Consider the following 14456-nt stretch of genomic DNA (forward strand, 5'->3'; position numbering starts at 1 on the left):
GGCCCCCGCCACCGCCACCACCGAAGAGGCCGCCGCCGCCTCGGCCGCCACCGCCGAACAGGCCACCGCCGGGATTGCCGCCGCCACCGAAGATGCCACCTGGTTTGCCGCCCCCACCGAACAGACCTCCACCCAATTTGGGCATGGCGGGCGCGCTCGGTGCGGGAATCGACGGCAACGACGGCAGTGACGGCGCCTGGGGCGCCGGCAACGAGGGCAGCGACGGCGCCTTGGGCGCCGGCAACGACGGCAGAGACGGCAGTGACGGTGCCTGGGGCGCCGGAAGGCTGGGCAAGGCCGGTGGGGTGAACGCGGGCACGCTCGGTGCCGCGGGGATCACCGGTGCGCTGGGTGCCGGAATACCGGGCAGGCCCGGCAAAGTCGGCGCGCTGGGCGCGGGAATCGCCGGAAGACCGACTGGTGGTGCCGAGATCGGCTGCTGGATCGGCAACCCCGGCAGTTGAAGCAGAGGGCTGGGGTTGACCACCGGCGGGGTGGGCAGCTGGGCGGGCGCCTCGGGGAGCTTGATCGGCACATCCGGCACGCTGACCGGCGGGTCGGGCAGCTGTATCGGGGGATTGGGCTTGATCACCGGTGGATTCGGCTTGACCACAGGGGGATTGGGCTTGATCACCGGTGGATTCGGCTTGACGATCGGAGGTTCGGGCTTGACCACCGGGGGCTGAGGCTTGACCACGGGGGGATCGGGCACCTCGATCGGCGGGTTCGGCTTGATCACCGGCGGAATGGGCTTGACGATCGGGGGATGGGGTTTGACTACGGGGGGATCAGGCAGCTCGATCGGCGGCTTCGGGTTGACCACCGGCGGCTCGGGCTTGACGTCCGGTGGGGTGGGCTTGACCGCCGGCGGAGTAGGCGGCTTCTTCATGGGCACGCCCCACAGGAATGACAGGTCCGGCAATCCGGCGAAAACGGGGCGCCGTGGCGCGGCCGCCAGGATGGGTCCCGCGATCAACGGGGACGGAGTGTGCACGGCCGGAGGCTGCAGCCCGGGCAGCGGCGGACCGAAGACCGGGGCGGGAACAAACAGCGGCGGGGTGCTGGCGGCTACGGGCAGGGGAGCGGGCAGCCCCGGCTCCGGGCCGGCGAGCACGGCGGGTCCGGGAATCTCGGGCATGGGCGGGAGGCTCAACGGCGGCAGCGGAACGGAGTCCGCCGGTAGCTGCCCCATCACCGGAGGTTGCCCCCCGAACGGTTCCGCTGCGGGCACCTGCAGGTTCGGAACCCGGTGGGGCAACGTTAAGGCCCGCCCCAGATCCGGCCGCAAGGCAACCAGATTCGGGCTGATCTCCAGGGTCATGGCCACCATCAGTGCCGATGCCGCGGCGAACGCCGCCGAGGCCAACGCTGCGCCGACCACCAGCAGCGGGCGTCGGGCCGGCTGACCCACGGGGGCGAAGAATTCGGTGGCCGCCTCGGCCTCCTCGTCGGGCACCAGGCTGTAGGCCAGGTCGTCGGCCCCAGAGCCGGGGATGTCGTAATAGGACGGGCTGAACATCCCGGATGCTGTTTCTTGGGTGTAGGCCAGCTCGCCGGAAGACACGCTGGCCGCGACCAGGCGCGCCGACGCCAGCGCCGCACCGCGGGCCAGTGCAGACCGTGGCTCGGCCGGCTCGCACACCTCCGGAGCGACGGTCTCCTCCAGCCGTGGGCGCAGGGCCGTCGCGTCTCCGTCGGAGCAGATCAGAAAAAGGCCGCCGGGGTTTGTCTGGGCCGCGTTGAGCTGATCGGCGACGGTGTCGACGGCGGCGGTGGCGTCGCCGGCGGACAGGGGTGTGCGGAAGATCTGGGTGACGGTTCCGTCGGTGCAGTCGACCACGGCGAGGGTGGCGGTTGCCGTCTCCACGGACAGCAGGCCCATCTGATCGCAGCCGACCGTCTGGCCCAGATTGTGGGCCAGGTTCGCCGCCGCGAGTACCGGCGAGATCAGCGCGAGGTTCTCCAGGCCCGCCAGCGCGCCGGTGGACAGCCGGGAATTCAACGCGGCCGCATCGAGCGGGTCCGTCACCGTCACTCCGGTCGCGGTCAGGTGGTGCCCGGCCGCGTCGGCGGAGTCGCGCGCCCGCAGGATGGCGGCGATCAGCGCGTCGACCGCGGCGAACTCGGTCTCCTCGGTCGGCACGTCGTAGCTGCGCTCCTCCAGCGTGACGCCGTCACCGTTTTCACCGCAGACCAGCACGGTGTGGATGGTGGCGGGCGCACTCGACGCGAGTGCCACACCGAGAACGACGTCCATTGCTCCTCCGATTCAGTTCTGACCCGCACACGGTCGGCCGTGGCGGTGAGGGGGCGCAGACATCGGCGGCGTTCCGACACCGTTTGTTCACCATTACGAGATCTACTCGCGATACATGGAAATATGCGCTTGGGTGAATGAATACCGTCTGATGGGTTCGTGAAGAAAAGCTGAAAGTGTGCGCTGAGGGCCGCGGAGCCGGCGCCGTTCCTGCCGCGTAGCGGCCCGCGATCCGGGTCGGGTGGGCCATGATGGACCCGGCACCGACCGGAACCGGTATGGACAGGAGTCAGACTTGGCCGATTTCGTCGCATCGATCGACCAGGGCACCACCAGCACCCGCTGCATCATTTTCGACCATGACGGTGCTGAGGTCGGCCGTCATCAGCTCGAACACGAACAGATCCTGCCGCGGGCGGGTTGGGTGGAACACGACCCGTTCGAACTGTGGAATCACACCGCGGCGGTGCTGGTCTCGGCCCTCAACACCACCAAGTTGCACGCGTCGGATCTGGCGGCGCTGGGTATCGCCAACCAGCGCGAGACCACGGTGGTGTGGAATCGCAGGACCGGCCAGCCCTACCACAACGCGATCGTCTGGCAGGACACCCGAACCGACGCCATCGCCGCGACGCTGGAGCTCGACGGCCATGGCGAGGTGATCCGGCGTAAGGCGGGACTGCCGCCGGCCACCTACTTCTCCGGCGGCAAGTTGCAGTGGATCCTCGAGAACGTCGAGGGCGTGCGCGCGGACGCCGAGCGAGGCGAAGCGCTGTTCGGCACCTGCGACAGCTGGGTGCTGTGGAACCTGACCGGCGGTCCGCGCGGCGGCGTCCACCTCACCGACGTCACCAATGCCAGTCGCACCATGCTGATGAATCTGGAGACCTTGGACTGGGACGACGAACTGTTGGCGCTGTTCTCGATCCCGCGGGCGATGTTGCCACGCATCACGGCGTCCTCGACGCGCCGCCGGCACGCGGTCACCGCCAGCACCGGTCCGGTGCGGGGGGAGGTGCCGATCGCCGGCATCCTGGGTGACCAGCAGAGCGCGATGGTCGGCCAGGTGTGCCTCTCGGCGGGCGAGGCCAAAAACACCTACGGAACCGGAAACTTTTTGCTGCTCAACACCGGCGAGCAGATCGTGCGCTCCGACAACGGATTGCTGACCACGGTCTGCTACCAGTTCGGGGACGCCAAACCCGTCTATGCGCTGGAGGGCTCGATCGCGGTCACCGGATCGGCCGTGCAGTGGTTGCGCGACCAGCTGGGCATCATCAGCGGCGCCACCCAGGTCGAGACTCTGGCCCGCCAGGTCTCCGACAACGGCGGGATGTACTTCGTGCCCGCGTTCTCCGGCCTGTTCGCTCCGTACTGGCGGTCGGACGCACGCGGCGCGATCGTGGGGCTGTCGCGGTTCAACACCAATGCCCACCTGGCCCGGGCCACGCTGGAGGCGATCTGCTACCAGAGTCGCGACGTGGCCGAGGCGATGGAAGCCGACTCCGGGGTGCACTTGGGTGTTTTGAAGGTCGACGGCGGTATCACCGCCAACGATCTGTGCATGCAGATCCAGGCCGATGTGCTCGGGGTCGACGTGGTCAAGCCGGTGGTGCCCGAAACCACCGCGCTGGGCGCGGCGTACGCGGCCGGGCTGGGCGTCGGGTTCTGGAAGGGACCCGAGGATCTGCGCGCCAACTGGCGCGAGGACAAACGCTGGACCCCGAACTGGTCGGATGATCAGCGTGCCGAAGGCTACGCCGGATGGCGAAAGGCCGTGCAGCGCACGCTGGACTGGGTCGAGTTGCCCTGAGCGATGGCCGCAGGCAGGCGGGTGGTGCCCGGTGCGCTGGTAGCGCTGCTCGTGATGGGTGTGGTCGGCTGGGCGTGGTGGCAACATCGCGGGGCGCCGGGGACTGTGGGTACCTCGCCCACGTCGACTCCGCCGTCGCCCACCGCGCTGCCACTCAACCCCGGCTATGACGAGGCCCGCCGCATGCTCGATGCGCTGCCCGTCAAGGGCTGGGATCGCGTGCAGGACTTCAAGCGCTACCGATTTGGTGAGCGGTGGAGCGATGACGTCGATGTCGAATTCGGCCACAACGGCTGCAACACGCGTGACGACATTTTGCGGCGCGATCTGACGCGGGTTGAGCTACGGCGCGGAACCTGCCTGGTGCAGCGCGGCGTCCTGCACGACCCGTATTCCGGGAAGACCATCACCTTCGTCCGCGGCCCGGAGACGTCCGAGGCGGTGCAGGTGGACCATCTGGTGTCGTTGGCCGACGCCTGGTACAAGGGAGCGCGGTCCTGGGACGACAGGCGCCGCCGCGACTTCGCCAACGACCCCCGCAACCTGCTGGCGGTCGGCGGACAGGCCAACTTCGACAAAGCATTCCGCGACGCCGCCGGCTGGCTGCCGGCGAACGTCGCGTTCGAATGCGAATTCGTGGCCCGTCAGGTTTCGGTCAAAACCGCTTACGGACTGTGGGTTTCAGCGAACGAGAAGACCGCGATGCAGCGCGTGCTCCGGCGTTGCTGACAGCCGCGATCAGTCGGTCTCGCCAAGGATGCCGTAGATCTCCTTGCGCGCATTGTTGATGATGTCGACGATGCGCTGCTGCTGCGCGGGTGTGGCGGCCTGCCCGGCCTGTGCGGCCGCGCCGAACAGCTGGCCGGTGGCGGTGCGCAGGTTGACCTGTCCTGGATCGGCGCCGTCGGCGATCTGCTCCCAGGGCGGCGTCTCGACCTTCTCGGCAACGCCGCGACCGTCCTCGGTCAGCTCGAAAAGGCGCTTCTTGCCATCGGTTTCGCTACCGGTGATCAAGCCTTCATCGACCAGCATCTGCAAAGTCGGGTACACCGATCCGGGGCTGGGGCGCCAGAGTCCCTGGCTGCGATCGGCGATCTGTTGGATGATCTCGTAGCCGTGCATCGGGCCCTCGGTCAGCAGGGCAAGGATGGCCAGCCGCACGTCGCCACGCCGGCCCCGAGTGCCGCGTCGATGGCCCCGGTGTCCGCCCGGGCCGAAGCCGAAGCCGAATCCGGGACCTCCGGGACCGAATCCAGGTCCGAAACCCGGCCCGAATCCGTGCCGGAATTCCGGGCCGCAGCCCGGTCCGGCGCCCTGAGGGACGGCGCCGAAGCCGAACGGTGCGCAGTGGTCGGAGGCGTGATCACGCAACTGCCTGCGGAACTCGCGCCGGGCCTGCCGGCGCGCGATGTGTGCGGCGCGGCGTTGCTGCGGCGTCGCGGGGCCGAAGCCGAAACCGTGGTCGGCGTCGTCTGTGAAGGGTCCGCTGGGTGGACCGAAGGGGGTGTTCATGCGTCACCTCGTTGCTCGTCAGGGGAACGACCGTCGTTCCCGATACGGTAACGATATATCGGGAACTATCGGAATGCAACGACGATGTGTCAGCTGGGCGGGACGAACCCGCCTGGACTCGGTGGCGGCCACAGCGTCTGCGGCGGGAAGTACGGCCCGGCCGGCATGGCGTGTAACCGCGCCAACTCCCGTTGATGCCGTTCAGCCAGCACCGCGGCCAGTACCAGCTCCGGCGGGGCATCGGGGGGCGGCGGCGAGATGTGCGCGAGGACGTCACCGGAGATCCGGTAGGCCATCATCTGGCGGGTATGCGGGTCGAGCTGCGCGGCGCGACCAAGGAATTGTCGTGCCAGTTCTGCTGATTCGGCACGCAGTCCCGCCAACTGCAACGTCGAGGCCCACCAGGCGAGTCCAGGGGGCATCAGGGGAGGCGGCGCCGACCTCGGACCGCGTTCGCTGATCACCACGGTGCCGGCGAAGATGTCCCCCAGGCGCTTGCCCTGCGGTGACAGCAGGCTGCAGATCACCGCGGGGCTGCCCGACAGAGCCCAGATTTCGATGACCGAGGCCAGCGCCCGAATCAGTGCCTGCCGGAAGCGTTCGGGGCCACCGTCGTCGGACACCACCCGCAGGCCCATGGCCATCTTGCCCAGCGAGCGACCGCGGGTGACCGTCTCCATGATGACCGGGTAGCCGACCAAAAGCAGCACCGCGAAGATGATCATGATCGCGGTGGTCAAGGCGTCGTCGAACCGGCCGAGTGTGGTGGCCCACAACACGATCGCGCACAGGTACCCCACCAGCACGACGGTGATATCGATCAGCGCACCGACCGCGCGCACGGGCAGTTGCGCCACAGCGATGTCGAGGACGACGGCGTCGCCGGTCACCAGCTCAGGGCTGCGGTACGACATAGCTCTAGACGCTACTCGCCGTGCTCGCAGTCCTCGCTGTGCTTGATGGCGCGGACCTGTTCGCCCGGCTCCGCCGTGCTCGCAGTCCTCGTTAGGCTCGTCATCGTGGATGTGCACGCCTTCGTGCTGACTCATCGACCGACCTGGGATCGGCTGGAGTGGCTGGTCAGGCACCGGCGACGGCTCACCGGTGCCGAGATCGACGAACTCGTGGACCTGTATCAGCGAGTGTCCACGCACCTGTCGATGGTGCGCTCGTCGTCCGCGGACGCCGCGCTCATCGGACGGCTCTCCAGTCTGGTGGCGCGCGCACGTGCGGCCGTCACCGGGGCGCACGCCCCGCTCCGATCCGAGCTCATCCGGTTCGTGACGGTCTCGTTCCCGGTGGTCGCCTACCGGGCTTGGCGGTGGTGGCTGGGCACCGCGGTGGCGTTCCTGGCGGTCGCGGCGGCCATCGCCTGCTGGGTGGCCGGCAATCCCGACGTGCAGGCGGCGATCGGCACGCCGGCGGAGATCGCCCGGCTGGTCGACCATGACTTCGCCGCGTACTACAGCGATCACCCGGCCGGATCCTTTGCGCTGCAGGTCTGGGTCAACAACGCCTGGGTGGCAGCCCGGGCCATCGCATTCGCGGTCCTGCTGGGATTGCCGATCCCGGTGATGCTGTTCGCCAATGCCGCCAACGTCGGTGTGGCGCTCGGGCTGATGTTCCACGCCGGGCGGGGCGCATTCATGCTGGGTCTGCTCGCCCCCCACGGACTGCTGGAGCTGACGGCGGTGTTCTTGGCCGGCGCCGTCGGCATGCGGCTGGGCTGGACGGTGATCGCGCCCGGTGATCGGCCCCGCAGCCAGGTGCTCGCCGAACAGGGTCGCGCCGTCGTCGCGGTGGCCGTAGGCCTAGTTGTGGTGTTCGCCGTGGCCGGGCTGATCGAGGCCATGGTGACACCGTCGCCGTGGCCGACGTGGGTGCGGATCGGCGTCGGCGTTCTCGTCGAGGTGGCGTTTCTGGCGTATGTGGTGCACTTCGGGCGCAAAGCGGTGGCCCTCGGCGAGACCGGCGACATCGCCGATGCCCCCGATGTCGTCCCGATGCGCTGACGCAGTGGCCCGGGCTCAGAGCTGCCCGGCGGCCTTCATGGCCAGGTAGGCATCGGCCAGGGCCGGCGCCAGGTCCTCGGGCGGGGCATCGATCACCTGCACGCCGCCGCGGCGCAGCCGGGCCGCCACCGCGCGGCGGTCGTTGCGGGAACGCTCGGCGGCGCCAGCGTCATAGACCGCGGCAGCGTCGGCGCGTCCGCGCGCCAGCCGTTGCACGCGCGGATCGGCGACCGCGGCCACGATCACCTGGTGCTCGGCTGTCAGTTTCGGCAACACCGGCAGCAGGCCCTCGTCCAGGGCGGAGGCGTTGAGGTCGGTCAACAACACCACCAGGTTTCCCCGGCGTGATCGCTGGAACAACGTGACCAGCATCGCCGCGAAGTCGGACTCGGTCAGCGCGGGCTGCAGCGATGCCATCGCGTCGACGAGTTGGGGGAACAGGCGGGTCCGGGACGCCCCGAACACGCCGGCCCGGGTCACCTGATCGTGAGCCAGCAGATCCACGTTGTCGCCGGCGCGTAATGCCAACGCCGCCAATAACAGTGCGGCATCCATCGACCAATCCAGCCTGGGCCAGCCTGCGGGGTCCAGAGCGGTCGGATCGACCCCGATCCGGCCGGCGGCGGTCCGGCCGGTGTCGAGCACGATGATGACCCGCCGATCACGCTCCGGTCGCCAGGTCCGCACCACCACTTCGCAGCGCCGAGCGGTGGCCCGCCAGTCGATCGAGCGCACGTCGTCGCCGACGACGTATTCGCGCAGCGAATCGAACTCGCTGCCCTGCCCCCGCACCAGCGCCGGCAGGTTCCCGTCGGCCTCGCGTAGCCGGGCCAGCCGGGCCGGCAGGTGCCGGCGTGACAGAAACGGTGGCAGTACCCGCATCTGGCCGGGAACCCGGCGGGATTGCTGACGGCCCGCCAGTCCCAACGGGCCGATCGAACGCACGGTGACCCGGGCTGCATGCAGATCACCGCGGCGCGCCGGACGCAATTGGGTGAGCACCTGCGACTGTTGACCGGCGGCCAGCTCAAGCTGATGGGAACGCGGTGTGGGGCAGGCGCTGGGTGGCCAGGCGTCACGGATCTGCCCGCGGAATCGGCGACCGCCGTTGCCGATCCACAAGGTGGTCGGGGTGCTCTGGCCGAGCCGGGTAGCGCCGTCCATCGAACGTTCCACGCGCAGCGTCGCGGGATCGGTGGTCAACGCCACATCGAGCGTCACCGCCAGTGCGAGGCCGGCCAGCAGCACCACGAACGCGGCCGCCGGCCACGGTGCCACCGCGATCGGCACGGCGCACAGCAGTGCGATCAGCGCGGTGCGACCGGTCAGAATCACCAGCGCGGCACCGGAACCGAGGCCAGAATGCTGTCCAGAACCCCGTCGGCGGTGGCGCCTTCGAGTTCGGCCTCCGGACGCAACATGACCCGATGGCGCAGAGTGGAGCGAGCCATCGCCTTGACGTCGTCGGGCGTCACGTAGTTTCGTCCCGACAGCCACGCCCACGAGCGCGACGTGGCCAGCAGTGCGGTCGCGCCGCGCGGTGAGACGCCCAGTTGCAGGGCGGGCGAGCGCCGGGTCGCCGCGACCACGTCGACGATGTAGCCCAGCACCTGGTCGGCCACCAGCACCTCGCGGACCGCCGCGCGGCCGGCAGCCAGATCCTGCGCGCCGGCCACCTGCTGCACCGCGGACAGGTCATGCGGGTCGAAGCCGTGCGCATGCCTGGACAAGATGTCGATCTCGGCCTCACGCGTCGGCAGTGGCACCGTCAGCTTGAGCAGGAAGCGGTCGAGCTGTGCCTCGGGCAGCCGGTAGGTGCCCTCGTACTCGATGGGGTTGGCGGTGGCGGCCACCACGAACGGGTCCGGCAGTGGTTTTGCGGTGCCGTCCACGCTGACCTGTCCCTCCTCCATCGCCTCCAGCAGTGCCGCCTGGGTTTTGGGGGGAGTGCGGTTGATCTCATCGGCCAACAGCAGATTGGTGAAGACCGGCCCGGACCGGAACACGAACTCCGCGGTGTGGGTGTCGTAGACCAGTGAGCCGGTGATATCCCCCGGCATCAGGTCCGGGGTGAACTGGACCCGCTTGAAATCCAGCCGTAGTGCGGCGCTCAGGGTGCGGACCAGCAGGGTTTTCGCTACGCCGGGAACGCCTTCGAGCAGCACGTGGCCTCGGCACAACAACGCGATCACCAGGCCGCTGACCACCGGGTCCTGGCCGACCACCACCTTGGCCACCTCACTGCGCAGCGCCAGCAGCGCCTCGCGGGCCGCGGTCGCCGCCGGATTCTCTGCGGAGGTGTGTGTCACGATCCGATTACCTGCCTTTCGATGTCGTCGAGTGCGTGAGCCAGGTCGATCAGGGCATCGTCGGAATCCGGGGGCGGTCCGAACAGTAAGTGCCACAACCAGTCCGGGTGAGCCGAAAGCCGTTGGCTCACCGCCGCCACCACCACGGCCGGCTCGGGTGCCGGGCCCAGGCCCAGCCGTGGAGCCAGTCGGCGCAGCGTCGCGGTGCGCAGGGCTCCGGCGGCCCGATCACGGGCACGGTGGGAGCGGTAGAGCCGGCCGAGGCCTTCGACGGTCTCCGATGCGCGGACCACCACAGGCAGGGGCTCGGCGACCAGGGGCCCCAACCTGCGGGCCTTCCACGCCACAGCCAAAGCCAGTGCCACGCACAGTTGCCAGAACAGCCATCGCACATTCGTCGGAACCAGTCCGGCAAGTGTCGACTTGCCCGATTGCGCGCCTTGAAGACGCTGGGGCGCATACCAGATCAGGCGGCCGGAGTAGCCGGACAGATTCATGGCCAGCGCCGCGTTTCCTTCCCTGGCCAGGTCCGCATTGGTCATGAACGAGTCGCTGCCGACCACCGTGATGGTCCGCTTGCCGTCGCGGTAGCGCACCAGAGCTCCGTCGTAACAGCTGTCGAGTGGCTGGCGCTGGGCCGCAAGGTAGGTCTGTGTGGTGCGCAAGTCGACCGGTCCGGCCCGTTGGGCCTCCCGCAGATCGCAGTCGGGCTGGCGGGTAAAGGCTCGTGCGGGCCCGGAACGGATTCCGGGAGCCAACGCCCTGCGGGCCGGGGTATCCGGCGCCATCAACAGCAGGTCACCGGGTAGGTCGGCGAGGCGGTTCAGCGACCCGTCATCGGCGATGCGCGGGGTCTGCGCCACCAACACCACCGTGTCCGGACGTGCTTGGCGGACAACGTCGTCGACGGTGTCGGCGGTGACTACCTGCACGCCATGTTGCCGTAGCAACGCCACCAGCGCGTGGGCGCCCTCCGGGCCGGTGGCATCGGGATCCATCCGGCCACCCGGTCGCGGCGTGGTCAGGTAGGCCCCCGCCGCCGAGACCGCCACGATCACCGCCAGGGCCGCCGCGACCCAGGCCCACGTCCGCCGCAGGCTCGTCACCGGAGCGGCCGAGCCCCGGTCGTGGCCGCCACCCGCTCGTCCAGATCCGCAACGATCCGATAGCCCTGGGCGGTGGCAGGCACCTCGCCGTAGGTGACGTCGTTGAACGTCTCAGCTGCCCGGATCAGGTCATCGGCCAGACCGGGCAGTGCCGCACCGGCAACGCGGGCCAGTTCGCTGGCGGTACGGCCCGAGGCCGGAAGCACGAGACCGGCCTCCTCGAGTCCGCGAGCCACCGCGCGCAGGCGGTGCCGAATGGCCGGGCCCCAATCTGCCGCGGCGGCAAGCCGTTGCGCGGCGGCGCGGTGTTCTGCGGCACTGAGTTGGGTTGGGCCGTAGAGAGTCTCGCTGCGGCGGCCGTCACGCAGCATCCGCCGGCCCACGTGCACGGCGGCCACCACGCCTGCCGCGAGGATGATCAGCAACACGGCGATGGTGAACCATCCGCCCGGCAGCTCCGCGCCCTTGAGTACGAGCCGACGTATCAGAGTCTCAACGAAGTCGAAGAACTGTTGCCTGGGTGACGGCCGCGGGTACATCGGTTTGGACAGCTCACGTTCGGCCGCCTCACGGGCGGTGTCACTATCGATGTCGAGGGTGGTCACCCGCGGGTCCTTACCCCGGGGGCCGGGTCAGCCACAGATGGTCGGTCCACCCGCCGGCGTAGGGGCCGCCGACGGCACCGGATCGCAGCACCAGGTCGAATGCCTCGCCACGGATGCGGCGGTCGGTGTAGAGCAGCACCGACACTCCGGCGGTGAACGGCAGCACGATGATCTCGCCGATCGTCGTACCTATCCGGGAGAACAGGCTCAACTCCACGCCGCCGGCGAGGGCGTCTGCATCGTGGGCACTCACCATGGCGACGATGTTGAACGGAAATGCCACCGCGCTGCTGATCAGGGAAACGATCAAGGCGGTCAGGGCCAAGATCCCCAGCACCCGCCAGAAGCTGTTGCGTACCAAATCGAACGATCGGCGCACCGCCTCGAACACGGGTTGCCGTTCCAGCACGATGATGGTCGGCGCGAACGCCAGCACCGTGTAGCCGTAGGCCAGCGCCGCAATCAGCGCCGGCACCACCACCATGCCGATCAACACGGCCGCACCGGTCCCGCCGGTTCCGGCGGCGAAGGCGATGAGGGTCACCGCGAAGCCACACACCACTACCGCGGCAAGCCCCATCAGTGCGGCAAAGCCGAGCAGCGATCCAAAGCGGTCCCGGACGATCGCCCAGGCTTCCCCGAGGCTGATCGGCGACCCGAACACCGCGCGCCCGACGACGACGGTCAAGAGGCCGGTCAACACGATGGTGCCCACGGCGGTCACGATTCCCGCGCCGGCGAAGCCGATCAGCCATGCCGCCATATCGCCGCCGGAGGGTTCGGTGGCGGACGTGCCCGGACCTGTGGGTCCCACGGCCGACAACAGTCCGAACAGCGCGATACTGCTGATGATCTGGCTGATCACCACGACGACGGCGGTGATTCCGAGCACGGTCTTGGGGTTGGCCCGGACGTATCCGACCGCACCGTTGTAGATGTCGGTCAGGCTCAGCGGGCGCAGCGGAATGATTCCGGGTTTCAGCTCAGGCTGCGGGTAGCCCGGGGGTGGGCCATACGCCGGCGGCGGTGGGCCATACCCCGGCGGTGGGCCATAGCCCGGAGGCGGAAAACCGGGCCTGGGGTAGCCGGGCGGAGGCGGATTCACCATGCCGCTGAGCGTAGCGTTATGAGGCATGGCGGAACTCAAATCCCAGTTGCGTGCGGATCTGACGGCGGCGATGAAGGCGCAGGACAAGCTGCGAACGGCGACCCTGCGCATGTTGTTGGCCGCAATCCAGGCCGAAGAGGTCTCCGGTAAGCAGGCCCGCGAACTCACCGACGAGGACGTGCTCAAGGTCCTGGCCCGCGAGGCCCGCAAGCGGGCGGAGGCCGCGACGATCTACACCCAGAACGGCCGCGGCGATCTTGCCGCCGAGGAACACGCCGAGGCCCGGATCATCGACGAGTATCTTCCTACGCCGCTCACCGAGGCCGAACTCGCCGATGTGGTCGACACCGCGCTGGCGCAGGTGGCTGAGGAGATCGGGGAGCGGCCGCACATGAAGCACATGGGGCAGGTCATGAAGGCTGCCACCGCGATCGCCGCGGGCAAGGCCGACGGTTCCCGGCTCTCGGCCGCCGTCCGCGAACGGCTCTAGGAACCGGTCGCCGGCAACTGCCGGTGGGTCAGCGCAGTGATCAGTGCGTTCGGGTCGGTCACGCTGACGTAGAGGCAACGCACCGGCCTGTTGAACAAGCCAGCGGTCGGTGCTTTCGTCGGCTTGACCGGGTGGGCCAGCCGGATCTCGACCACGCCATGCCGGGATCCGTTGACCAGCCAGCCATTACACGCCTGATGAACTCCCCAGCCCCACATACGCTCCGGTGCCGTCCGGGCGGATTCGATGTCGTCCAGCGCGACGTCCATCGCGAAGGCCCACCCACTGCGGACCCGCAGGAATCCGTCGGCCACCGTGACGCTGGCCCGTGCGGGCCCCAGTCCCAACACGGTGGCCAGTGGGCGATACCACCGGTCGTAGCGCATCGGGAAGTCCACGAGAGCCATTGTGTACGGCCGAATCGGGTGGTGAACCCGATTGAGGAAACGACGGGCAATGCCCATCGAACTGCAAAAAACTGTCGGGGTGGCGGGATTCGAACCCACGACCTCTTCGTCCCGAACTCTACGAACTGGGCGTTTGCGATTAACGGCATTGTTGACGGTGTTGGATAACTGCAGCTCAGTGCGTTGGTGGCGTTGGCTAACGATGAGGTGCGCTGAAATTACTGCGGACGCACTGCGGACGCTGGCATTGCCGCAGCGGTTAGCCAACGCTGGCAAGCACCTTCTCAATCAACTCTTCAAGGCCAGGCCGCGCGTACGAATCCATGCTGCCGTTCGCATCGAGCACAGCTGCTGGCTTGTCATCGTCCCAATGCAGTTCAAGCTTCTTCGTTACACCGAAGCCGAAGTTGAACCCATCCTGTGAAGTGAACACCTCAACGTCGGCCCTCCGAATCCTCGAAAGAGGTCTCACCCAACCTCGCATGGCGGGTGCAGACGAGTCCGTGTCCGCCGGCCTAACAACCTCCATGCAGCCAAGTGCCCCGTTCCGAATCCAATAGAAAGTCGCCGCCGGGGCACCGACGGCAGCTCCCTCATGTCGCACGACGGCGAGGGCCTCGGGCTGCGGACCAACCATCGAGCTAACCGCGTACATGACTGCACCAAGCTGCGCATCCGTTAACCCGACATGGGGCCTCAAGCAGTGATTGGTCGCGTCCTTGACTTCCACTACTACGCCATCAATTTCAGACATGGACAGGAGGCTACGCGCCGGGTGCCGTTGGCATGTCCCCAATGAACGGGGCCATCCTGTTTTAGAGTCCTGTTGCCCGTGAC

General features: G+C 68.5%; 14 protein-coding genes. 4 read left to right on the forward strand and 10 right to left on the reverse strand.

What is annotated here, in order from left to right:
* The coding region (locus BST15_RS22225) for a DUF7159 family protein (protein ID WP_083071125.1) at positions 1 to 2257 on the reverse strand (2257 nt) is incomplete at its 3' end.
* Between the two features lie 295 nt (positions 2258 to 2552).
* Here BST15_RS22225 and glpK point away from each other — a divergent pair.
* Together glpK and BST15_RS19510 are read left to right on the forward strand one after the other, a co-directional pair.
* A complete protein-coding gene (glpK, locus tag BST15_RS19505; RefSeq protein ID WP_046190316.1) occupies positions 2553 to 4070 on the forward strand; it encodes a glycerol kinase GlpK in 1518 nt (505 codons plus the stop codon).
* Positions 4071 to 4073: 3 nt separating this feature from the next.
* Positions 4074 to 4799 (forward strand): HNH endonuclease family protein, encoded by a 726-nt coding sequence (locus BST15_RS19510; protein ID WP_083071126.1) that lies wholly within the window; start codon positions 4074 to 4076, stop codon positions 4797 to 4799.
* 9 nt (positions 4800 to 4808) lie between these two features.
* On the opposite strand, the gene BST15_RS19515 is transcribed toward BST15_RS19510, so the two are convergent.
* Positions 4809 to 5582: a PadR family transcriptional regulator gene (locus BST15_RS19515; protein ID WP_046190303.1), complete on the reverse strand. Its 774-nt coding sequence runs from the start codon at positions 5580 to 5582 to the stop codon at positions 4809 to 4811.
* 89 nt (positions 5583 to 5671) lie between these two features.
* Entirely contained in the window at positions 5672 to 6496 is an 825-nt protein-coding gene (locus tag BST15_RS19520) for an RDD family protein (RefSeq protein WP_046190302.1), read from the reverse strand.
* Between the two features lie 105 nt (positions 6497 to 6601).
* Here BST15_RS19520 and BST15_RS19525 point away from each other — a divergent pair, with 105 nt between their 5' ends.
* Complete coding sequence (locus BST15_RS19525) at positions 6602 to 7594, forward strand: stage II sporulation protein M (protein ID WP_046190301.1); 993 nt, start codon at positions 6602 to 6604, stop codon at positions 7592 to 7594.
* 15 nt (positions 7595 to 7609) lie between these two features.
* Here BST15_RS19525 and BST15_RS19530 read toward each other — a convergent pair whose 3' ends face one another.
* Genes BST15_RS19530 through BST15_RS19550 form a run of 5 tightly spaced genes read right to left on the reverse strand, consistent with a single transcriptional unit; the run spans position 7610 to position 12722 of the window.
* Positions 7610 to 8929, reverse strand: coding sequence for a DUF58 domain-containing protein (locus tag BST15_RS19530; protein ID WP_083071127.1), 1320 nt, complete (start codon positions 8927 to 8929; stop codon positions 7610 to 7612).
* Complete coding sequence (locus BST15_RS19535) at positions 8926 to 9906, reverse strand: AAA family ATPase (protein WP_109370869.1); 981 nt, start codon at positions 9904 to 9906, stop codon at positions 8926 to 8928. The genes BST15_RS19530 and BST15_RS19535 overlap by 4 nt, the downstream gene beginning before the upstream one ends.
* The gene (locus tag BST15_RS19540; RefSeq protein ID WP_046190298.1) at positions 9900 to 11009 is read right to left on the reverse strand and encodes a DUF4350 domain-containing protein; all 1110 of its coding nucleotides are present in this window, start codon (positions 11007 to 11009) and stop codon (positions 9900 to 9902) included. Before BST15_RS19540 ends, BST15_RS19535 begins: the two co-directional genes overlap by 7 nt.
* A complete protein-coding gene (locus BST15_RS19545) occupies positions 11006 to 11614 on the reverse strand; it encodes a DUF4129 domain-containing protein (protein ID WP_046190297.1) in 609 nt (202 codons plus the stop codon). Before BST15_RS19545 ends, BST15_RS19540 begins: the two co-directional genes overlap by 4 nt.
* Positions 11615 to 11624: 10 nt before the next feature.
* Positions 11625 to 12722 (reverse strand): DUF7847 domain-containing protein, encoded by a 1098-nt coding sequence (locus BST15_RS19550; protein WP_083071128.1) that lies wholly within the window; start codon positions 12720 to 12722, stop codon positions 11625 to 11627.
* Positions 12723 to 12747: 25 nt separating this feature from the next.
* Between BST15_RS19550 and BST15_RS19555 the strand changes: the two genes are divergently transcribed.
* The gene (locus BST15_RS19555; RefSeq protein WP_046191527.1) at positions 12748 to 13212 is read left to right on the forward strand and encodes a GatB/YqeY domain-containing protein; all 465 of its coding nucleotides are present in this window, start codon (positions 12748 to 12750) and stop codon (positions 13210 to 13212) included.
* On the opposite strand, the gene BST15_RS19560 is transcribed toward BST15_RS19555, so the two are convergent.
* Positions 13209 to 13610, reverse strand: coding sequence for a hypothetical protein (locus tag BST15_RS19560; protein ID WP_083071130.1), 402 nt, complete (start codon positions 13608 to 13610; stop codon positions 13209 to 13211). The two genes, BST15_RS19555 and BST15_RS19560, sit on opposite strands and share 4 nt — an antisense overlap.
* A 268-nt stretch (positions 13611 to 13878) precedes the next feature.
* Entirely contained in the window at positions 13879 to 14373 is a 495-nt protein-coding gene (locus tag BST15_RS19565) for a hypothetical protein (protein ID WP_131701220.1), read from the reverse strand.
* Positions 14374 to 14456 lie beyond the last annotated feature (83 nt).

Origin of the sequence: Mycolicibacter arupensis (assembly GCF_002086515.1) — a bacterium.
In the GTDB taxonomy this organism is placed as follows: Bacteria; Actinomycetota; Actinomycetes; order Mycobacteriales; family Mycobacteriaceae; genus Mycobacterium; species Mycobacterium arupense.